Genomic DNA, 22,449 nt, shown 5'->3' on the forward strand with positions numbered 1-22,449 from the left:
TTAACCTCCGAATCCACCTTTGGAGCCGCTTCCGATTCCTGATTTGTAGCTCTTAGAGTACGATTTATAGCTTGAATAATTTTTTAGACTGGATTTATTTTTGAACATTCTACCAGCAAACCAAAAGTAGCCAAAGTGGGGGGAACGGTCGTCATCACAATAATACGTGCCGCTTTCGTCATCCCAATCCCAGTCGTCACAGTCAACATCGGTCGGTTCAGGTGGAAGCTCCTGATTTCCACAGCCGGTCACCGATATCGCCATAACGGATGCGACTACCCCGGCCATCATTTTCTTCGTTTTGTTCATTGGCTTTCCTCCTCTAGCTTATAGCCCGTTGCTTTTACATATAATATATACACATAGCGATCCTCATCGATTTCAGCAGAATCACGTTCCCATTCCACCCCGTCAATATAATAATAAACAGAACCGATGACGCTTAGAATATCGAGATGATAATCATGGTGTTCTATTTTTAAAATCGGGTGGTTGCTTCTTGGATTCAGTTCGCGAATCTCCAGTACCAATCCTTCAGGTGGAAACAGGGGATCCGTAACAGGTTCTTCTTCATATATTTCTACATATAGTATAAATCGATTCCCTTCAATCGCTGAAGAAAGCTGACGATACGTCACACCTTCTTTCACAAAAAATTCGCATTCCCTTCTTGCCAGGATTTGTTCTAATTCGATATCAGGGTAATGAAAGATCGCTTCATACGTTTCGTTGCCTTTTCGTAAACGGTATTCCAGTAAAGGTTGATTCATTTTTTGACTCCAGCCTCCTGTTTTGAAGGATATGATTTCTTTAAATATACGAACCAATGAGGAAAAGGTTTCATTCCTCAGGGATTCATTGGTATTATTGAACTATGATTTTTTCGTAAGGAGGGTATGTATGATTATTTTCCAAAGGCTTTGGAAACAGATTACGAAGATGGACTTCGGTTTCATTCTTCTATTATCCCTGATTATTATCCTGTTGGGAACCTTTGGCAGCCATTTTTTGGAGCCTGAGACATTTCCATCGCTTTTTGATGGGTTTTGGTGGACGATGACGACCTTGACCACTGTCGGATACGGAGATTATTTTCCCGTTTCGGTGGGAGGAAGGTTACTGGGAATCTTCCTATTCATCTTTGGGATCGGTATTATTGGGGTGTTAATCAGTAAAACCGTTGATTCCATTACCACATTTCAGAAATTCAAGAGGGAGGGAAAGTTAGTGTATACATATGAAGATCATTATATCTACATCAATTGGTCAAAGAAAACGGAGAGAGCCATTGAAGAAATTCTTGCTCATGTGCCAGATGCTGAAATCGTGCTCATTGATATGCTTCCCATCACACCCATTGAACATGAGCAGATTCATTTCATCCAAGGAGATCCTTCCGATGAAAATGTTTTACTGAAGGCCAATATCTTTGAGGCAAAACGAGTGGCGATTTTCTCCGATTCAAAAATTGAAGATCCTTCCCTTGTTGATGGGAAAACCTTATTGATTGCGTCTGCCGTTGAGGGATTATCGAAGACTCATGAGAAAGCCGTCCATACGATCGTGGAAGTGTCTGAAGATCGTCATATTCCAAAGTTCCAGCATATTGCTGTAGAGGATTTTATTTTATCGAATGATTCTGTTTCCCTACTGATGGCAAAAGCGACCCTTCATCCTGGAACGACTAATTTATTCAGACAGTTACTCAGTAAACGATACGGCAATAATATTCACGAATTCAAGGTGAAAGAGAATTGGAAGACCATTAAGCAGGCTTCTGAGGAGCTGCTGGAGAAGGGAGCTATCCTGCTCGCTGTGAATGATAATATGGATTTCACCGATGCCATGAATAGGGAGCTGTATGCGGATGATATTCTCTATGTCGTTTGTCATGACAGGGTGTTCGAACAATTAAATCAATAAAAAACTCTCAGCCTATAAATGAGGCTGAGAGTTTTTTTGAATTAAATCGGGCTCCACACACTTCGTACAACATTTGTTTGAGAGCGGTCCGGACCGACTGAAAAGATGGAAAGAGGGATATTAGTTAATTGAGAAACGCGCTCTAAGTAGTGACGAGCGTTCTCTGGCAGATCCGTCAACGTTTTACATCCAGTAATGTCTTCTGTCCAGCCTGGAAGCTCTTCATACACGGGTTCACATTCAGCTAGAATGTTCAGGTTAGCAGGGAATTCTTCCATGACTTCACCTTTGTATTTGTATGCTACACAGATTTTCAAGTTTTCGATTCCAGTCAATACATCGATCGAGTTCAATGAAAGATCCGTTAAGCCACTAACACGACGGGCATGACGTACAACCACGCTGTCAAACCAGCCGACACGACGAGGGCGTCCGGTCGTCGTTCCGTACTCACGGCCTACTTCACGGATTTTGTCTCCTATTTCGTTCGTCAGTTCAGTAGGGAAAGGTCCGTCCCCAACGCGGGTTGTGTATGCTTTTGATACTCCAACTACGTGGTTGATTTTTGTTGGGCCTACTCCAGAACCGATTGTCACTCCACCAGCTACCGGGTTAGAAGAAGTAACAAATGGATATGTACCTTGATCGATATCAAGCATTACCCCTTGAGCTCCTTCAAATAAAACGCGGCGACCGTTATCGATGGCATCGTTCAATACAACGGATGTGTCCACAACGTAGTGCTTAATTTGTTGACCGTACTCATAGTACTCATCCAGGATATCTTCAATATTGAAGCCTTCTGTTTCATAGAATTTTTCAAAAAGGCGGTTTTTCTCTTCCAGGTTACGAGCAAGCTTTTCTTCAAAAGATTGACGATCCAGAAGATCTGCGATACGGATTCCGACACGTGCTGCTTTATCCATATAAGCAGGACCGATTCCTTTTTTCGTTGTACCGATTTTATTGGCACCTTTGCGTTCTTCATCAATTTCATCAAGCTTTAAGTGATATGGAAGAATCACATGTGCACGGTTGCTGATTCGCAGGTTGTCTGTTTTCACATCGCGATCGTGAAGATACTTTAACTCTTTCACAAGAGCTTTAGGATCGACAACCATCCCATTTCCGATAACGGATGTTTTTTCGTTATAGAAAATACCTGATGGAATTAAGTGTAATTTATATGTTTCTCCGTCAAACTTAATGGTATGACCCGCGTTGTTCCCACCTTGGTAACGCGCGATAACTTCTGAATGTTCAGAAAGGAAGTCAGTGATCTTTCCTTTTCCTTCGTCTCCCCATTGCGTACCTACTACTACTACTGAAGACATATTAAGCACCTCCGACGGGAATTAGTATTCCCTCTTTTATCAAACAAACTCATTTTATCAACACTAAAAAGGAAAGTCAATGAAAACACGAACGTTTATATAGGTAATTATATTTATGTTCGTATAAATATATACTTTTTCCTAATAAAACAACTACTTTATGAATTTTATGACAAATAAATACTACTAAACGGTGTGGCTCCAGTGTGGGTGTTATAGCTTTGTTCAATTAACGTATCCATTTCTTACTTTGGTGTTTTTGAAAAAGGGGTAGCGGTTGGTTGATTTCCGCTCCAGGTGCTCGCTTTCCGCGGGGCGTGAGTTGAGCCTCCTCGGGCTTTTGCCCTGCGGGGTCTCAACTTTCCCGCTATTCCCGCAGGAGTCGAGCACCTTCCGCTCCAATCAACTTTCGTAGCATGAGTTTCTTAATTAAGACAAATAAATTCCATACACATTTTAAAACAGCATTTTTCAAAGTGAACATTGCTGATTTTACTATGATTAATGTAACTAAAAATCGATTTATTAGCATCTTCATATAAAAACTATATTTTAAAGAAGCAGTGGTCATGTCCTGTCAGAATATATATAGCGTAATGTTAAAACTTTTGCTAATCTAAAATAAGCATTTTGAATTTTATATACAATTGAATATTGAGGTGACTTTTTGATGATTAAACGTTTTTTTAGCTATTACCGGCCTCATCGTCGGCTTTTTTACCTTGATTTTGCCTGTGCCGTGTTGGTTGGACTTTTAGAGTTAGGATTTCCCATGGCGGTATCGTGGTTTATTGACTCCCTTTTGCCTGATGGGAACTGGAGTACCATTTTGGCTGTATCTGCCGGTCTTCTTGTCCTGTATTTACTCAGTTCGAGTATGCAGTTTGTTGTAAACTATTGGGGGCATAAGCTCGGGATCAATATCGAAACGGATATGCGACGGGAATTGTTTCACCATGTTCAAAGACAATCCTTCCGTTTCTTTGATAATACGAAAACGGGTCATATTATGAGTCGTGTGACAAACGATCTCATGGACATAGGGGAGCTTGCCCATCACGGACCCGAAGATCTGTTCATCGCGGTCATGACCTTCATCGGTGCGTTTTGGATCATGCTCACAATTAATATGGAGCTTGCTCTGGTCGCTATTATTATTGTTCCGTTTCTTGTTTGGCTTATATCGTATTCGAATATTAAAATGAATACAGCCTGGACAAAAATGTACGGAAATATCGCCGATGTAAACAGTCGCGTCGAGGACAGTGTTTCAGGGGCGCGGGTGGTTCAGTCATTCACAAACGAGTCCTATGAAATGGAACGATTCAATGAAAATAATCAATTCTTCCGCAAATCCAAATTGAAAGCCTATAATGTGATGAGCGTGAATTTATCCGGAATCTACATTACGACTCGATTGATGACCTTGATCATTCTCGTTTATGGAGCCTGGTTAAGCTTTTCCGGAGTGCTCTCTTATGGGGAACTCGTTGCCTTTATTCTTTATATCAATGTCCTGTTTAAACCGATCGACAAGATATCAGCCCTCCTTGAGTTATATCCGAAGGGAATGGCGGGTTTTAAACGGTTCACCGAGCTCATGGATATGGAGCCTGATATTGAAAACCGTCCACATGCCATAGAAGTTCCCACTCTACGTGGAGATATTGCTTTTGACGACGTTACATTTGGTTATGAGCCAAACCGTCCGATTCTAAGGGATTTATCCTTTACCATTCAATCAGGACAGACCGTGGCGTTTGTCGGACCTTCAGGTGCAGGGAAAACAACGATCTGTTCATTGATTCCACGCTTCTATGATATAGAAGAAGGAGCCATCACCATTGATGGCATCGATATCAGGGAGATGACGAAGGAATCCCTGCGTGCTCAAATTGGCATCGTTCAGCAGGATGTATTCTTATTCACCGGGACTCTTCGGGAAAATATTTCCTATGGAAAACTTGATGCAACACAGGAAGAAATTGAAGAAGCAACGAGACGTGCCCATCTGACCGATCTCATTGCATCCCTTCCAGACGGATATGATACCCAAATCGGGGAAAGAGGACTGAAGCTGTCAGGTGGTCAAAAACAGCGCTTATCCATCGCCCGTATGTTCCTGAAGAATCCACGAATCTTGATTCTGGATGAAGCCACTTCCGCTCTGGATACGGAAACGGAAGCGATCATCCAGGAGGCTTTGAATGAACTGGCTAAAGACCGGACCACCCTGGTCATCGCCCATCGATTGGCGACAATCCGCAAGGCTGACCGCATTCTGGTCGTGACTGAAAACGGCATTGCTGAAGATGGTACTCATGAAGAACTGCTCTCGAGAGAGGACGGGATCTTCACAAGACTTCATGCTCATCAGCATGCAACCATTCTATAAAAATAAAAAAAAATCCAAGCATCTGCATCTGCAGAACTTGGATTTTTTCTATTAAGCCGGAGCGTCGTCAAATCGCCGCTCGAGATTCACGAATTTATTGTATTCCTTCACAAACGCAAGGGACACATTTCCAACCGGGCCGTTACGTTGCTTGGCAATGATGATTTCGATAATGTTTTTATTTTCCGCTTCTTTGTCATAGTAATCTTCTCGGTATAAGAAGGCTACGATATCAGCATCCTGCTCGATACTTCCTGATTCACGAATATCAGACATCATCGGACGCTTATCTTGACGCTGCTCCACACCACGGGAGAGTTGGGATAAGGCGATGACCGGTACTTCAAGCTCACGGGCCAGTCCTTTTAGGGAACGGGAGATTTCAGAAACCTCCTGTTGACGGTTCTCTCCGGAACGACCGTTTCCCTGGATCAGCTGCAAGTAGTCAATGAGGATCATTCCAAGCCCGTGCTCTTGGGCGAGACGTCGACATTTTGAACGGATTTCACCCACTTTTATACCTGGAGTATCATCTATGAAGATTCCTGCATTGGAGAGACTTCCCATCGCCATCGTAAGTTTTCTCCAATCTTCATCTGTTAAATCCCCTGTTCTAAGATTCTGAGCATTAATGTTCCCCTCTGCGCACAGCATACGCATAACGAGCTGTTCTGCTCCCATCTCCAAGGAAAAGATGGCTACATTTTCTTTCGCCTTAATAGCGACATTCTGAGCGATATTCAGAGCGAATGCCGTCTTACCCATGGAAGGTCTGGCCCCGACGATAATGAGATCATTTCTTTGGAATCCCGCTGTTAAATGGTCCAAATCAGCGAAACCAGTGGAGATTCCTGTTACGTCACCTTTTCGATTTGTAAGGGTTTCGATATTATCATATGTTCTTACAAGAACATCTTTAATATTATGAAAGGCACCTCCATTTTTCCTTTGTGCCACTTCCATAATATTTTTTTCGGCTTCTCCCAATAAAGCATCCACTTCATCTTCCCGGGCATAGCCGTCTGAAGCAATGTCGGTCGCTGTACGGATCAATCGTCTCAGTAAAGATTTTTCTTCCACGATCTTTGCGTAATATTCAATATTCGCTGCCGTCGGAACTGAGGCTGCAAGCTCACTTAAATAAGCGACTCCGCCAACATCTTCAAGCTCTTTCGCTGCTGCAAGCTCCTCTGTCACCGTAATTAAGTCGACGGCTTTTCCCCCGTCGCCCAAATTCAGCATGACATTGTATATTTTTTGATGAGAATGACGATAAAAATCCTCTGGAATCAATATTTCTGATGTGGTCGTTAACGCGCTGGGCTCTAGGAAAATAGCACCTAATACCGCTTGTTCTGCCTCAATATTCTGAGGTGGAATCCGATCCTGGAACACTTCATTCATCTATGCATAACCTCCAATTCAAACTGCGAAGGGGCTTCGCCACGTCTATAGGCATCTGCTGCCTGCGTCAAAATTAACACTTAATCTATATAAAAATAAGAAGTTAGTCCTACCGAAAAAATGTGATCGGGATAATATCCAGATCACATTTTTTATCAAGCTATATTCATTTTAACATGTTTTTCTCAAAATGAAGTTACCAAATTTCGTATATTTTCTCTAAAAAAATCTTACTCTTCTGTTACATGTACCTTTAAGGATGCTGAAACGTCCGTATGAAGCTTCACAGGGACATTCGTATAACCAAGGGCACGAATGGCATCGTTCATTTCAATTTTACGTTTATCTATTTTTAGATCATGTGCCTTTTTTAGCGCATCGGCAATTTGCTTGCTTGTGATGGAACCGAATAAACGACCGCCTTCACCCGATTTTGCTTTCATTTCAACCGTGATATCTTCTAAAGTCGCTTTTAATCTTTTTGCTTCTTCCAATTCTTCCTGAGCCAGTTGCTCTTCTTTCTTCTTTTGACCCTCAAGCTGACCCATGTTTGCATTAGTTGCTTCAACGGCCAAGCCTTTCTTCAATAAGAAGTTATGTGCATAGCCATCTGCTACGTTTTTTACTTCCCCTTTTTTTCCTTTACCTTTAACGTCTTTTAAGAAAATTACTTTCATATCTCTTTTCTCCCTTCAAAATAATCATTTAATGCTTCCTTCAGCTGTTCTTCAGCTTCTGATACAGATGCTTGCTTTATTTGAGTAGCGGCATTGGTTAAATGACCTCCACCGTTCAAGTTTTCCATAATGATTTGTACGTTCACGTCACCTAAAGAACGGGCACTGATCCCGATTGTTTCCGGATCCCGCTTAGAGATGACGAAGGAGGCAATCACTTCATCCATGGTCAATAACGTATCCGCTGCCTGTGCAATAAGAACAGGATCATAAATGACATCATCCTCTGCTTTCGCAATCGCAACGCCTTCACGGAAAAATTTAACCGATTCGATTAACCTTGAACGTTTTATATAGGTATCGACATCCTCTTTCAGAAACTTTTGGACTAATACGGTATCTGCCCCTTGTGCCCTTAAATAGGAAGCAGCATCAAAGGTTCTCGATCCTGTACGAAGTGTGAAGCTCTTCGTATCCACAATGATTCCCGCCAGCAGGGAAGTGGCTTCAAGCATCGTGATTTTTTCATGTTTAGGCTGATATTCCAATAGCTCCGTCACAAGTTCGGCTGTAGATGAAGCATATGGCTCCATATAAACTAGTAACGGGTTTTTAATAAAGTCTTCTCCGCGTCGATGATGATCGATGACGACAACTTTATCCACTTTATTTAGAAGTTTTTCATCAATGACCAAGGAGGGCTTATGGGTATCGACTACGACGAGCACAGTGTCCTCCGTCGCCATCTCAAGTGCTTCCTCAGGGGTGATGAAGCGTTGGTGAAGATCGGAATTTACTTTGATCTCCTTCATCAATCGTTTCACACCATTATCGATTTCATTAAAGTTTAAGACAACGTATCCTTCACGCTGATTCATTTGAGCCACTTTTCGAATGCCGATGGCGGCTCCAATCGCATCCATGTCGGGATGTTTATGTCCCATAATGATGACCTTGTCACTTTCGATCATGATTTCCTTTAGAGCATGGGAAATGACTCTGGCACGTACCCGGGTACGTTTTTCCATTGGATTGGTTTTTCCACCATAGAATTTAACCTTTCCATTGGTTTGCTTAATGGCCACCTGATCTCCTCCACGACCTAAGGCGAGATCCAGGCTTGATTGAGCCAAGGTACCCAGTTCAGGCAGGGAAGATACGCCAGTCCCTACTCCAATACTTAAGGTCAGGGGAACATTTTGCTTGGAAGTGGTATCCCGGACATCATCCAATATACCGAACTTCTCCTTCTCCAATACTTGAAGGATCTTCTCATTAATGACGGCTATGAACCTCTCAGAAGAGACCCGCTTCAAGAACACGCCATACTCTTTTGCCCATTTATTCAGAATGGACGTCACTAAACTATTTAAGCTGCTTCTTGTCTGGTCGTCCATCCCTTGCGTTAATTCATCATAGTTATCTAGAAAGATGATGCCAATATTCGTGCGTTCATCATGATATTGTTTTTCTATTTCTTTTTGTTCCGTGACGTCAAAGAAATAGAGAAGTTTTTCTTTGAGCTTCAATACGACATGATACTTTCTCTCATTAATCGTCACAATTTCTGAATCTACTTCCTGCTTGATTAATGGAACTAGAGATTCTGCCACATCGTAAAGGGATCTTCCAACGACTGTATCTTCATTAAAACAAGAGGCCAGAAAAGGATTCGTCCATTCTATGTAATATTCATCATTGATCAGCATGATCCCAATGGGCATCTCCATTAACGCCTCTTCCCCTACACGCTTTACACGATAGGATAGAGTGGAGATATACTCCTCTGTTTCTTCGTGTGATCTTCTCTCAAAATAGAAAGCGAGAAAATACACGATTCCAAAGACAATCAACCCTATTAACGAAATGATCCATTGGTAAAAGGAAACCGATACTAACAATAGAGCTGTTAATATAGCAAGACCGTACAATGGGTAGCGGATCATTCGCTTATTAAAATAAGATGGCATGATTTCAGCTCCTGGACCTTAAATTTCTATGACTTGTGTTGTAGGCGTTGTCTTAGATCAAATCCTAAGTCAATTATACCTAAAATTCGCACGAGATAAAGAAGAGGAATCGAAATGATTGTAATTAATACCAAAATTCCTTTTGACCATCCTTTTATATGAGCAAAGAAATAGAGGAAAGACAAGCCCTGTACCGCCATCAATGTTTGCAATACATACAGAACATTAAGAAGGGCCGTATAGGCATACGTTCCTTTCTCCGGCTGCAGAATCATGGATAGGACCAAGGTAAGTAAATAATACCAAAGGATACTCTTAGGAAGCTTCCATTCTCTGAATGGTTTAAATACGGGTACATCTCTCCCTAAACGCTTCATGATGGGAAAGTTGATCAGCATAAACAACAAGGCCATTACGACAGCAATTCCCAGGAACAAAGTAGGCATCAAGGTCTGAATGAGATCAATGGAGCTCTCCAGACTTTCCACCAGTCTCTTATCCGGTTCTTGACCAAGCTTCTCAAGTAAAGAATAATAAGCGGCCTTCGATTCAGCTAAGCTATCTTCTATAATATTAACATTGAAAAGTAAGATAGAAAAAACAAAACCAATCACAATATTGATGACAAGTGTGAGACTTGATGCCATAAACAGCCTCATTTTATCTACTTTCGCTTTCACACACCACCCAATCACGACCCCGGTCGTCGCAACCATGAAGGCAACAGGCAGCGCAATCAGCCCTCCAAACAAGAAGGATAACCCTAACGATCCGATCAATACGTAAAAAGAATTCAGTAACGAATACTTAGAACTAAACAGAATAAGAGGGAGGGGCAATACGAAAAAAGCAAGAGTCCCAATAAGTGGAACATATAAAGCCAATAACAATAAAACAGTAAAGATGGCGAGCATAAGCGCACCTTCCGTTAACACACGGGGATTTTTCAATTGAAACGCTCCTTACGATATATTCATGCAATAGCACTATCATATCAATTTTGAAGATAGATTTCATCTTAAGTACTCAAACATAAAGCGGAGGCTGCTTCCCACATAAAAAGAAGGAGGTCCTTCAACACGCTTCTCTTCTTCATCTACTCTAGTATGCACTCACTTTAAAAAGGAGTATACGCAGTAGATGAAGAATGGCAATGTTTCAGGACCACCCTCTAGAGAAAATTAAGAAATTTTAAAACGTTCTATTGAAGTCTGAAGCTCTTGACTTAAGTCTGTTAAGCGTTCAGCTGCTTCTGTAACCGATTGGACGGCCCTTACTTGTTCTTCTGTAGAGGCACTCATTTCCTCGCAGGAAGCAGCCGTTTGTTCTGCTGTAGCGGCCATCATTTGTATCACATTGACCACTTCATCTTTTTCAAGATTGATTTGACCAACTTCCTCATACATTCTTTCTATTTCATCCTGCATGGATTTCATTAACTGTGAGGTTTGGTCAAAAACATGATTGGTTCTTTCGATCACTTCATTTTGGACCTCGAAGGTCTCTTTCGTTTTCACCATTTCGTCAACTGCTTGATGAGAGCCTTGTTGAATTTCTATAATGGTACGTTTAACTTCTTCGGTTGCCTTCACTGACTGATCGGCAAGCTTTCTCACTTCTTCCGCCACGACTGCAAAGCCTTTGCCGTGTTCACCTGCTCTAGCCGCCTCAATGCTCGCATTTAAAGCAAGGAGGTTCGTTTGAGAAGAAATATCCGTGATTGTACCCATGACCGACTCAATCGTCTTCACCTTTGCTTCCAAACTTAAGATGACTTTCTCCATGGAGGAGATGTATTCACTGGAAGAATGGTAGGCATTTTCTAATTCTTTTACCTGGTTTAACCCGGACTGGTTCATGACATCTGCTTGTCCTGCCATCTCAGACATAGCTTTCGACTTTTCATAGACTCCATTAATTCTTGTGCCTAATTGCTCTGTTTGATGATGAGCCCGATCAGAGTCAGCCGCTGATTGAGAAGCCCCTGTCGCAATTTCTGTAACAGCCTTTGCCATCTCTTCACTTGAGGCATTTGTCTCCTCAGAAACCGCACTTAATCCTTCAGCCGAATCCCGGACATTATAGATCGATTGTTGGACGACTTGAATCGTATCTTTCATATTTACGATCATTTTATTTAAATCGGACGCCAATAATCCTGTCTCATCTTTGGAATTAATTTCTGACTGAATGGATAAATCTCCAGTAGAGACATCGGTTACCGTTTTTTGAAGCTGCTTGATTGGTTTAGTGATCTTATTCGAAATGAGCACAATTAACACCAACATGACAGCCAGGGTAATGAGGGCTGTCACGATCAGTAACCGCTCAATTTCTTTGGATGACTGAATCAGATCCTTCATGTTATAGGCAGATCCCACTTTCCAATTCGTCTTAGGTACCGTACTGTACACTAACACTTTTTCATCTCCGTCCAGTTCATACCGGATCGTGTCGGAATCTTTTTCAGAAGTGAGCATTTTGCTGATGAAAGGTAGTTTGGAGAGATCTTCACCTCGCTTAGTCGGGTGGACGATGGCTGTACCATCAAGCCCGATTAAGAACGGATAACCATTATATCCAATGTCCATTTCTGAAACGCGGTCAGTAAGTTTCGTCAAATTAATGTCCACACCGAGAACGCCTACTACTTTATTATCTGATACAATCGCTCTGGAGGCTGTAATGATATATTCCTCCGTTGCAGTATCTACGTAAGGCTCGCTCCAAACCACGCCAGCCCTTACTTCCTCAGCGTTTTTATACCAATCCCTGCTTGTCGGATCAAAGTCATTGGGCAGAGAGACGGATGGAACGATTTTTAATTTCTTATTTGGTGATGCGAAGTAAATAGAAGTAGCTTCCTGATAAAGGCTTAAGTAATTATCAAAATCAGATTGAATATTGGCAAACAGTTCTGTATTTTCACCACCAGATTCTGTTTGCAACTGTGCTTTTGCATAATCTTTTAACGAGTTGGAGATTGAATATTGATCAATACTCTTTTCGTATTGTCCAAGAAAGAGTTGCACTGAATTATTTAGTTCTCCTACGATCCCTTGAGTTTGATCAATAACCTCTTTCTCTGTTTTCATTCTCGTCTGTAAGCTTGTAATCGCAATAATAACGGCTAACGATACCATAAATAAAATGGATATGATTACAATAAGCTTCATTCTAATGGATGATAGAAGAAAACCCTTCTTTCGTTCCACCTGTTTCCTTGTGTTTTTCTTTTTCACATAAATTCCCCCTCTTACTACCAAAAAACTATCTATATATACACTTATTCATCGACATTTTTCGCCATTTCTTTATAGGTACATGGGAATTTACAAGAACAAATGATGCTGGATAGGATAATCGAAGGGTGCTTTGCAGAGGAGGAAGATTCTTATACTCACCCGTTATAAAATGGCATTAAAAAAAAGCAGCAGAGACAAGTCTCTGCTGCTTTTTAATCGATGATATTATTCACCAGTAACGTATGGAAGTAATGCCATTGTACGAGCGCGTTTGATCGCACGAGTCAACTTACGTTGGTACTTAGCGTTTGTTCCAGTTACACGACGTGGAAGAATTTTCCCACGTTCAGATACGAATTTCTTAAGAAGATCTACATCTTTGAAATCGATATGTGTAATTCCGTTTGCTGTGAAGTAGCACACCTTACGACGTCTACGTCCACCTCTACGTCCTCCTGCCATTTGTTTCGCCTCCTATCTTATTAAGATTTTATTATCGTTCTTTTAGAATGGCAGATCATCATCGGAAATGTCGATCGGCTGACCGTCATTTGCAAATGGATCCTCATCTACACGTGTATAGTTGTTGTTATTATTGTTATTGCGTTGTTGATTCTGATTCTGACTATACGGATTTCCTTGGTCGCGTTGACCTCCACCCGAATAGCCCGGACTTCCTCCACGATCGCCTTGATTCGCACTACGCGGCTCTAAGAACTGAACGCTTTCTGCTACAACTTCCGTCATAAACACCCGGCGTCCATCTTGCCCTTCGAAATTACGTGTTTGAATACGACCGTCAACGCCAGCTAAGCTGCCTTTTTTAAGAAAGTTTGCTACATTCTCTGCAGGGCGACGCCATACAACGCAGTTAATAAAATCTGCTTCCCGTTCTCCTGATTGATTCGTAAAACTACGATTGACAGCCAGTGTAAACGAAGCAACAGCCACTCCACTTGGAGTATATTTTAATTCAGGGTCTTTGGTTAAACGCCCTACTAATACAACTCGGTTCATCATCAGAATCAACCCCTTCCTTCTAGTTTACTGTTTCACGTGAAACAGGTGATAGAAGTGTATATCTTAAAAGCGTACGGATTATTCTTCTTCTTTAACAACGATATGACGGATAATATCATCGCTGATTTTAGCTAAACGATCAAATTCGTTAACTGCATCAGAAGTAGCGCTCATCTTAACTAGTTGATAGAAACCATCGCGAAAATCGTTGATTTCATACGCTAAACGACGTTTACCCCAATCTTTTGACTCGATGATTTCCGCGCCGTTAGTTGTTAAAACGTTATCGAAACGCTCAACTACTGCTTTCTTTGACTCGTCGTCAATGTTTGGGCGGACAATGTACATAAGTTCATACTTTCTCATCTGAATGTCACCTCCTCGTGGTCTATGCGGTCCTTTCTTTGTGAAAGAACAAGGAGCAATGCGTTCATTACTCACGAAATAAAATTATAGCATAGGTTATCTATTATTGCAATATGACGTAAAAAAAAGACTAGAATCGGGACTCTAGTCTTTCAATAATGCTTTTTTCGTAAACTTTGTTGCTTTTTAAGAAGCGAGTGCTGGTTGATTTCCGCTCCAATCAACTCTCAGAGAATTTAGTTCTGATGAAATTTCAAAGAAAAATGCATAGTCTCGCCTATTTTTTTCTCAAAACCTACACATTAAAACGGAAGTGAATGATGTCTCCGTCTTTTACGAGGTATTCTTTGCCTTCTAAACGTACTTTTCCGGCTTCACGGGCTGCTCCCATTGTTCCTGCTGCGACTAAATCGTCGTAGAAAACTGTTTCGGCACGGATGAAGCCTCTTTCGAAGTCGGTATGGATGACTCCGGCACATTGGGGAGCTTTCATCCCTTCACGGAATGTCCAGGCGCGGACCTCTTGAACGCCGGCTGTGAAGTACGTCGCCAGTCCTAATAAAGAATAAGTAGCGCGGATCAGCTGATCTAAACCGGACTCTTCAATCCCCAGCTCTTCCAGGAACATCGCTTTTTCTTCATCATCAAGCTCAGCAATTTCAGATTCGATTTTCGCACAGACAACAATTACTTCAGCATTGTCTTCTTTAGCAAATTCACGTACTTTCTGAACATATTCGTTGTCTGAAGGATCGGCAATTTCATCTTCACTTACGTTTGCTACATATAATACAGGCTTTGAAGTCAGAAGGTGAAGCTGTTTCACAAGCTTCATTTGTTCATCAGAGAACTCAACCGTACGAGCCGGCTGCTCTGCTTCAAGAGCTTCTTTGATTTTCACAAGGATATCATGCTCAAATACCGCTTCTTTATCTTTTTGCTTGGCCATTTTCTGAACTCTGGCAAGACGCTTATCCACTGTCTCAAGGTCAGCTAAGATCAATTCCAGGTTGATGACTTCAATATCCGCAATCGGATCTACTTTACCTGAAACGTGTGTGATATTATCATCCGCGAAACAACGGACAACCTGACAGATCGCATCCACTTGGCGAATATGAGATAAGAATTTATTCCCTAATCCTTCTCCTTTACTCGCTCCTTTTACAATCCCGGCGATATCCGTGAATTCAAAGGCAGTGGGAACCGTTTTCTTCGGTTCTACAAGCTCTGTTAATTTATCTAAACGGTGATCGGGAACTTCTACAATTCCTACGTTCGGATCAATTGTACAGAAAGGATAGTTGGCAGATTCTGCACCTGCTTTTGTAATTGCATTAAATAAAGTGGACTTCCCTACGTTTGGTAATCCAACAATACCAGCTGTTAAAGCCATTATAGTCACTCCTCATCTAAATTCTTATCTATTAAAAAATCATGTAAGATCGAAAATAAGTAAACGGTCGAACCTTTCACAATTATAGAGATAATAGAGGGAAAAGACAAGTGGGCACGGCTTACTAAAAAGAGCATCCAATCGACTGAAACCGATTGAATGCTCTTAACCTTGGCAAATTAACCATAGACTGGATTAGGCCAAAAGAAATATGGGTAAAAAAAGAATACTCATTCTTCTTCGCCGCTACTGATGACTTTTTTCATTTTTTTCGCAAAATCTTTTCTGGGAATCATGACGCTGTGGCCGCACCCGACACATTTGATGCGAATATCCATTCCCATACGGATCACTTTCCAGCGGTTCGTTCCACATGGATGGGGCTTTTTCATTTCTACAATATCATTTAAAGTGAATGTCTTGGGCTCCACTGGATTTCTCCTCCTTATTCGCTTTCAAGTTTTCTTTGTTTTTCTTCACGAGGTTGGAGATCTTCCTGATCCTGACGTGAATACATCACCATACGAGGGAATGGAATTTCAATACCATGCTCATCCAGGCATAGTTTAACCTCTTTACGGATCATTCTTGCCATATACCAATGTCTCATCGGAACCGTTTCAGCCACGATTCGAATGACCACATCTGATGCTCCCAGGGTTTGAACACCCAACAGTTCAGGTGGATTCACGAGATCTTCATATTTTTGCGGTAACGCAAGGAGAAGCTCCTGCATCACTTTCTCTGCTTCTTCTATATTTTCTTCATAGGCAATACTGACATCTACGACCGCAATGCTGTTGTGAATGGAGAAGTTCGTTACTTCCGTAATATTACCATTGGGGAAAATATGTAATTCGCCGGTCCAGCTTTTGATCTTTGTCGTACGAAGGCCGATTTCTTCAACAGTACCTTCAGCAGAGCCGATTCGAACATAGTCACCGACTGAAAACTGGTCCTCGAATATAATAAAGAAACCCGTGATGATATCCCGAACAAGGTTTTGTGCTCCGAAACCTACCGCCAGACCGACGATCCCGGCACCGGCAATCAGTCCTTTCACATCAATATCAAGAGTCGATAGAATCGTCATTAAACTAATGAAATAAATCACATAGGTCAATACATTCTCTAATAGCTTTGATAAAGTGGTTTCCCGACGCTCCGTAAATTTAAGAGGTGAGCGGGACCGGACCCTGAACACATTTCGAATGGCTGACCTCCCCAACCTTAGAGCGATATAGGTAATGACCATGATCGCCACTATTTTTATCGCGCCTGATCCCAAGGCAATCCATAATTCATTATCTATAAGTTTTTGGGCTGCTTCACTATCTTTTATTTTGTCTACGGTGTCTTCAACTTTTTTAGTACTCGACATATATACCGAACCTCCACTTATCATTCAATAAGAAGTATTCCTTATTTTATCAACTTTCCCTCTCCTTGTGTAGATATAACCTCATATTACTATAGTTTATAGAAAATTTTTATTTTATGAAAAATCCAACCATATTATGTATGAAAAAAAGAAATCGTCCGTATACTGATAATACTTAGAAAATATGATTATGGCAGTCAAGTCCGATAAAGTATGTTCACTATAGAATTCCCCTTAAACATATCCAAAGGAGTGGAAGCGATGAATCTAAAAAAAGGACTATTTGAACGAAGACCTGAACCCTTTAGAGTCCTTCATCAGGAAGAGCGTGCGGCACAGGATCTTTCCGTTCAATTGTCGTCGATGCTTCCCACTTACTATCGTACAAGACCCATTGTCTTCGTATGTATTGGCACAGACCGTTCAACAGGGGATTCATTAGGCCCGTTAGTTGGAACCTTAATAGAAGAACAAGATATCAAACCATTCCATGTATATGGAACGTTGGATGATCCGATCCATGCAGTAAACCTGGAAGAGAAGCTCAGTCAAATTGCCACTAAACATATCAATCCATTTATTATCGGTGTAGATGCCTGTCTCGGTCGATTAAAAAGTGTAGGCGCCATTCAATTAAGTGAGGGACCATTAAAACCTGGTGCCGGCGTAAATAAAGAGTTACCAGAAGTTGGTGAGATTCACCTGACCGGAATCGTGAATGTCAGTGGATTTATGGAGTTCTTTGTTTTACAAAATACACGTTTGAATCTTGTGATGAAAATGGCAAAGACGATCGCTCAAGCCATTGTGCTGGCAGGCGATTCAGTGGAACGCCGCAACGCCGTCAGTATTGAAAAATGGCGGGAAGAATTGCAGCAATAAAAGGGAGATGATCCAGATACGTTCTGGGTCATCTCCCTTTTCACTAATTACATATACAGCTGGTATGCGTGTATGATTCCTACGACCAATCCCACTACGATGATCCCGGGAAGTAAATTGGCTACTCTGATCTTCGTTACACCGATGAGGTTGAGTCCAATCGCAAAAATCATGATTCCTCCCGTTGAGGTCATCTCTACGATATAGGCATCCATCAGAACTTCTGGTACCCACTGATGAATTTGAGTCGCAAACAGGGCAATGAATCCTTGATAAAGAACGACAGGGACCGCCGAAAACATGACACCAATTCCTAAAGTCGTCGTTAGGATCAGTGATGTAAAGCCATCAATGATCGACTTCGTCAGCAGAACATCATGATCGCCCCTGATGCCGCTATCCAATGCACCTATTACAGCCATTGCTCCAATAACAAAAATTAAGGTAGCTGTGACAAACCCTTGAGATATGGAGGTTTCTTTATTACTGCCCAGCTTCTTTTCCAACCAGTTACCCAAGGAGTTAAGCTTGTCCTCCAGGTTCATCCACTCTCCCCATCCAGCACCGAGTGCCAGGCTGATGATGACAATGAGAAAGTTTTCACTTTTCAATCCCATCTGCAACCCAAGGACGATGACGGCTAAACCAATCGCTTTCATGACAGTTCCCTTCATATCTTCCGGGATGCGATGAAGGACCTTCCCCAGGAGAGTTCCGATGATAATACATACTCCATTTACCAGCGTTCCTAATAGTACCATGACCTTCTCCTTATCTGTCTGAAAAATTCTGATTCCTGCTTTTCAAATGATTATTTCCCAAAGAATAGTGTATCTTCTATGTACCATATGGAAGAGGACTGGCTTAAGTGGTATAAGTATACCTTTTAAGCCAGTCCTTTCCCAAATGGTTACTGCAATAATTCCAAAATGCGATCGAGATCTTCCTTCGAGAAAAATTCGAGCTCAATTTTCCCTTTTTTCTTTGATTGTTTAATCGTAACCGTTGTCCCGAAGCGTTCGCGCAGAAGGGATTCCTGTTCCTGAATAAAGACATCTTTACGCTCTGTCTTTTTTGTTTCACGTGGAACATTCTCATTCAGCTCTTGAATGATTTTTTCTAATTGGCGAACGTTTAATGATTCTTTAAGGATACGATTGACAACCGTTGATAGATTCTTCTTATTTTTCAACCCAAGAAGTGCACGTCCATGTCCCATGGTTAACTTACCTTCTGAAATAAGTTCCTGAATAGGAGCAGGGAGGGATAGTAAGCGAATATGATTGGCAATATGAGGTCTGCTCTTACCCAACCTCTTCGCTAATTCCTCCTGAGTGAGCTTTAGCTTGTCCATCAGCATTTGGTAAGCCGCGCCTTCTTCAATCGGTGTCAGGTCTTCACGTTGAAGGTTTTCTAAAACGGCAAGCTCCATCATTTGTTGCTCATTTAACTCCCGAACCACGACAGGAGCGGATTCTAATTTAGCGGCTTTGGCTGCACGATAACGGCGTTCCCCAACGACAATTTCATACCCTTTGATCGTTTTACGGACAATGATCGGCTGCAGGATACCGTGTTCTAAGATCGAATCTTTTAATTCTTCAATGGCTTGCGGCTCAAAGATCTTTCGTGGTTGATATGGATTCGGCCGTATTTCTTTCAGGCTCACTTCTTGCACGGACTCTTCATTTTGAGTTGTTTGGATATTGGTAAAAAGAGCATTGATGCCCTTTCCTAAACCTTTAGCCATTCGCCGCCACTTCCTTTGCTAGTTCTAAATAAACTTCTGCTCCCCTGGACTTCGCATCATAGATGATAATCGGTTCACCATGACTGGGCGCTTCACTTAAACGAACGTTACGAGGAATAATTGTGCGATACACTTTATCTTGAAAATATTTTTTAACCTCTTCAATGACCTGAATACCCAGATTGGTTCTCGCATCAAGCATCGTAAGCAGCACACCATCGATCATCAGATCATGATTCAGATGCTTCTGAACTAAACGAACGGTACTCAATAACTGACTTAATCCTTCCAGTGCATAATATTCGCATTGGACCGGTATGACGACAGCATCTGAAGCTGTTAACGCATTGATTGTCAATAACCCTAAAGACGGCGGACAATCAATGATAATATAATCAAAATCGTCTTTCACTTTCTCCAACGCTTTCTTTAAACGCACTTCACGGGAAATGGTTGGAACAAGTTCAATTTCTGCCCCCGCCAATGAAATCGTTGCAGGTACAATGGATAAATTCTCAACTTTTGATTGTTTAATGGTTTCTCTGACATCCACATCATCTACCAGCACATCATATATGCACTGCTGGACATCCCCTTTTTCCACACCTACACCACTGGTGGCGTTTCCTTGAGGATCAATGTCTACCAGTAAAACCTTTTTCCCTATATAAGCTAAGCAAGCCCCCAAATTGACGGATGTTGTGGTCTTTCCCACTCCACCTTTTTGGTTAGTAACGGCTACTATTCTGCCCAAGGTTGTCACCTACCTTTTGACTTCCTAAGATTCACTAAATTTTTTACAGTATTCTTCTATTCTATCAAAATTCTTCGATAATTGTCTGTCAATTTTTCAAAAAGTGCAGTGTTTCTAAAAATAGGAAATGACGAACTGTTTACTCGTCATGAATCGATCGTAAACCCTCTGATTCGACAACAAAAAAAGTGAGAAACCAATCCGATATGTTTCTCACTTTTAGACTACGAATCTATTTTTTTTTAGGAATACGGATGGTGAACTGATAGAATTCCTCATGCTCTTCTTCTTCAGAGTCCAGATTGATTCCGCTGTCTGATACCATGGAAAGCGATTGACGAATCGTATTCACAGCTATTCTCATATCCTTACTGAAGGCTTTTCGTTTCGGTTTTGGCTTTTGAGTCGTTCCTTCTTGCATTTTCACAACCCGGTCTTCGGTTTGTTTGACATTCAAACTTTTTTCAATGATTTCCTGAAGGAGCTGGATCTGCTTTTCAGCATTCTTCAGAGGAATCAAAGCCCTGGCATGACGTTCTGTTATTAGTTTATCCAATAAGGCTGATTGAATTTCTTCTGGAAGCTTAAGGAGACGAAGCTTGTTCGCCACAGTCGATTGTCCTTTTCCTAAGCGTTGAGCAAGGGCTTCTTGAGTTAAATCATGTAACTCCAACAGTTTTCCATACGCAATGGCTTCTTCTATAGGAGAGAGTTCTTCCCTTTGTAAGTTTTCAATTAATGCAACAGATGCTGTTTCTGTATCATTAAGATTCTTTACAATGGCCGGTACGGTGTCCCAGCCAAGCTTCTGAACAGCTCTGTATCGACGTTCACCTGCAATGATTTCAAACTGCTCATCATCATATTGTCTAACCACAATCGGTTGGATAATACCATGGGTATGAATCGTTCTGGATAACTCTTCTATCTTTTCATCATTGAACACTGTTCTTGGTTGAAAGCGATTAGGGATGATTTGTGAGACGGGTATCTTTTTCACTTCATCTCGATCTTCTTCCACTACATTTGATTCTTCAGATTCAACATCTTGCTCCTTTTCACCTAGGCCAAAAAAACGAGAGAAAGGATGCTTCATCTTCCTACACCACCTTTAAGAAACTCCCTTTATTAATATTCTCTAAAATATGACCAGTTCCTGCCTATGCTGAGATTTTCAAAGCTTGATCATTGACATCACGGCAGGAGAACCATTCATATTATTATAACGGTAATTTATTGGGTGTCCCAGGTTTTCTGGGATATTTGTTAGGTGTTTCTTTCACTTTGTCGATCTTCACGATATTTCTTTCACTTTCCTCTTCCGGTAAGACGAATGAATACATTTTATCCGTTTGTCCACCCAGCATGCCAATTGCTTTCTTCGCATTGGATAGCTCCTCTTTCACGTTTGAAGCCTTCATCGCTACAAATAAGCCGCCCTTTTTAACAAGTGGCAAACATAATTCACTTAAAACAGACATTCTGGCAACGGCTCTTGCTGTAACCATATCATACTTTTCACGATGAGCCTTGTTTTTACCAAAAGTCTCAGCACGATCATGATAGAAATTCGTGTGATCAAGCCCTAACTCATCTGATAAATGGTTTAAGAACGTAATCCGCTTGTTCAAGGAATCAACAATTGAGATATGTAAGTGTGGGAAGCATATTTTAAGAGGGATACTCGGAAAACCGGCTCCTGCCCCAACATCACAAAGAGTTGTCACCTCGGTGAAATCAACATAAAAAGCTGCACTGATCGAATCGTAAAAATGCTTTAAATAAACATCTTCCTTTTCAGTGATGGCCGTCAGGTTCATTTTTTCATTCCATTCAACCAGCAATTCATAATAGCGCTCAAACTGATTTAATTGCTCAGGAGAAAGGGAGATCCCCTTCTCCTCAAGCATTGATTGAAATTCATTTACATTCATGAAATTATCCTTCCTTTA

22 protein-coding genes are annotated in these 22,449 nt (G+C 41.4%); 3 read left to right on the forward strand and 19 right to left on the reverse strand.

Translation table 11 applies throughout. From position 1 onward, the window contains the following. Together ACIFOD_RS03720 and ACIFOD_RS03725 are read right to left on the reverse strand one after the other, a co-directional pair. Positions 1-309 (reverse strand): hypothetical protein, encoded by a 309-nt coding sequence (locus ACIFOD_RS03720; RefSeq protein WP_113969395.1) that lies wholly within the window; start codon positions 307-309, stop codon positions 1-3. After that, positions 306-770, reverse strand: a complete 465-nt coding sequence (locus ACIFOD_RS03725; RefSeq protein ID WP_430313507.1) for a hypothetical protein — start codon at positions 768-770, stop codon at positions 306-308. Before ACIFOD_RS03725 ends, ACIFOD_RS03720 begins: the two co-directional genes overlap by 4 nt. Before the next feature lie 130 nt (positions 771-900). Here ACIFOD_RS03725 and ACIFOD_RS03730 point away from each other — a divergent pair, with 130 nt between their 5' ends. Next, a complete protein-coding gene (locus tag ACIFOD_RS03730; protein ID WP_397553604.1) occupies positions 901-1,923 on the forward strand; it encodes a potassium channel family protein in 1,023 nt (340 codons plus the stop codon). A gap of 41 nt (positions 1,924-1,964) precedes the next feature. On the opposite strand, the gene ACIFOD_RS03735 is transcribed toward ACIFOD_RS03730, so the two are convergent. Continuing rightward, on the reverse strand, positions 1,965-3,257 hold the full coding sequence (locus ACIFOD_RS03735) for an adenylosuccinate synthase (protein ID WP_430313508.1): 1,293 nt from the start codon (positions 3,255-3,257) through the stop codon (positions 1,965-1,967). Positions 3,258-3,927: 670 nt separating this feature from the next. Between ACIFOD_RS03735 and ACIFOD_RS03740 the strand changes: the two genes are divergently transcribed. Then, complete coding sequence (locus tag ACIFOD_RS03740; RefSeq protein ID WP_430313509.1) at positions 3,928-5,652, forward strand: ABC transporter ATP-binding protein; 1,725 nt, start codon at positions 3,928-3,930, stop codon at positions 5,650-5,652. Positions 5,653-5,703: 51 nt separating this feature from the next. Here ACIFOD_RS03740 and dnaB read toward each other — a convergent pair whose 3' ends face one another. The 11 genes from dnaB to ACIFOD_RS03795 all read right to left on the reverse strand — a co-directional run bounded on the left by dnaB (position 5,704) and on the right by ACIFOD_RS03795 (position 17,111). Then, the gene (gene dnaB, locus ACIFOD_RS03745) at positions 5,704-7,056 is read right to left on the reverse strand and encodes a replicative DNA helicase (protein WP_397553602.1); all 1,353 of its coding nucleotides are present in this window, start codon (positions 7,054-7,056) and stop codon (positions 5,704-5,706) included. A gap of 230 nt (positions 7,057-7,286) precedes the next feature. Further along, complete coding sequence (gene rplI, locus ACIFOD_RS03750) at positions 7,287-7,733, reverse strand: 50S ribosomal protein L9 (RefSeq protein ID WP_397553601.1); 447 nt, start codon at positions 7,731-7,733, stop codon at positions 7,287-7,289. Continuing rightward, complete coding sequence (locus ACIFOD_RS03755) at positions 7,730-9,703, reverse strand: DHH family phosphoesterase (protein ID WP_430313510.1); 1,974 nt, start codon at positions 9,701-9,703, stop codon at positions 7,730-7,732. The genes rplI and ACIFOD_RS03755 overlap by 4 nt, the downstream gene beginning before the upstream one ends. A 26-nt stretch (positions 9,704-9,729) precedes the next feature. After that, positions 9,730-10,653, reverse strand: coding sequence for a YybS family protein (locus ACIFOD_RS03760; protein ID WP_430313511.1), 924 nt, complete (start codon positions 10,651-10,653; stop codon positions 9,730-9,732). 231 nt (positions 10,654-10,884) lie between these two features. Next, positions 10,885-12,945, reverse strand: a complete 2,061-nt coding sequence (locus ACIFOD_RS03765) for a methyl-accepting chemotaxis protein (RefSeq protein ID WP_430313512.1) — start codon at positions 12,943-12,945, stop codon at positions 10,885-10,887. 228 nt (positions 12,946-13,173) lie between these two features. Then, entirely contained in the window at positions 13,174-13,410 is a 237-nt protein-coding gene (rpsR, locus tag ACIFOD_RS03770; protein ID WP_034764780.1) for a 30S ribosomal protein S18, read from the reverse strand. 42 nt (positions 13,411-13,452) lie between these two features. After that, positions 13,453-13,968, reverse strand: a complete 516-nt coding sequence (ssb, locus tag ACIFOD_RS03775) for a single-stranded DNA-binding protein (protein WP_034764778.1) — start codon at positions 13,966-13,968, stop codon at positions 13,453-13,455. A gap of 78 nt (positions 13,969-14,046) precedes the next feature. Then, entirely contained in the window at positions 14,047-14,334 is a 288-nt protein-coding gene (rpsF, locus tag ACIFOD_RS03780) for a 30S ribosomal protein S6 (RefSeq protein ID WP_113969404.1), read from the reverse strand. Between the two features lie 295 nt (positions 14,335-14,629). Next, positions 14,630-15,730, reverse strand: a complete 1,101-nt coding sequence (gene ychF, locus ACIFOD_RS03785) for a redox-regulated ATPase YchF (protein ID WP_397553597.1) — start codon at positions 15,728-15,730, stop codon at positions 14,630-14,632. A gap of 230 nt (positions 15,731-15,960) precedes the next feature. Continuing rightward, on the reverse strand, positions 15,961-16,161 hold the full coding sequence (locus ACIFOD_RS03790; RefSeq protein WP_034764770.1) for a DUF951 domain-containing protein: 201 nt from the start codon (positions 16,159-16,161) through the stop codon (positions 15,961-15,963). Positions 16,162-16,175: 14 nt separating this feature from the next. Then, a complete protein-coding gene (locus tag ACIFOD_RS03795) occupies positions 16,176-17,111 on the reverse strand; it encodes a mechanosensitive ion channel family protein (protein WP_430313513.1) in 936 nt (311 codons plus the stop codon). Positions 17,112-17,372: 261 nt separating this feature from the next. Between ACIFOD_RS03795 and yyaC the strand changes: the two genes are divergently transcribed. Next, positions 17,373-17,993, forward strand: coding sequence for a spore protease YyaC (yyaC, locus tag ACIFOD_RS03800; RefSeq protein ID WP_430313514.1), 621 nt, complete (start codon positions 17,373-17,375; stop codon positions 17,991-17,993). Positions 17,994-18,040: 47 nt separating this feature from the next. Here yyaC and ACIFOD_RS03805 read toward each other — a convergent pair whose 3' ends face one another. The 5 genes from ACIFOD_RS03805 to rsmG form a co-directional block, all read right to left on the reverse strand. Continuing rightward, complete coding sequence (locus tag ACIFOD_RS03805; RefSeq protein WP_430313515.1) at positions 18,041-18,754, reverse strand: DUF554 domain-containing protein; 714 nt, start codon at positions 18,752-18,754, stop codon at positions 18,041-18,043. Between the two features lie 149 nt (positions 18,755-18,903). Beyond that, positions 18,904-19,743 (reverse strand): ParB/RepB/Spo0J family partition protein, encoded by an 840-nt coding sequence (locus ACIFOD_RS03810; protein ID WP_397553593.1) that lies wholly within the window; start codon positions 19,741-19,743, stop codon positions 18,904-18,906. After that, positions 19,736-20,497 carry a ParA family protein gene (locus tag ACIFOD_RS03815; RefSeq protein WP_113969412.1) on the reverse strand — a complete coding sequence of 254 codons (762 nt, stop codon included), beginning with the start codon at positions 20,495-20,497 and terminating at the stop codon, positions 19,736-19,738. Before ACIFOD_RS03815 ends, ACIFOD_RS03810 begins: the two co-directional genes overlap by 8 nt. Before the next feature lie 232 nt (positions 20,498-20,729). Next, on the reverse strand, positions 20,730-21,593 hold the full coding sequence (gene noc / locus ACIFOD_RS03820; RefSeq protein WP_149154947.1) for a nucleoid occlusion protein: 864 nt from the start codon (positions 21,591-21,593) through the stop codon (positions 20,730-20,732). Between the two features lie 124 nt (positions 21,594-21,717). Beyond that, positions 21,718-22,431, reverse strand: a complete 714-nt coding sequence (gene rsmG, locus ACIFOD_RS03825) for a 16S rRNA (guanine(527)-N(7))-methyltransferase RsmG (RefSeq protein WP_428976310.1) — start codon at positions 22,429-22,431, stop codon at positions 21,718-21,720. Positions 22,432-22,449: the final 18 nt, after the last annotated feature.

Source organism: Rossellomorea sp. NRS-1567, from assembly GCF_050467885.1.
Classification (GTDB): domain Bacteria; phylum Bacillota; class Bacilli; order Bacillales; family Bacillaceae_B; genus Rossellomorea; species Rossellomorea aquimaris_C.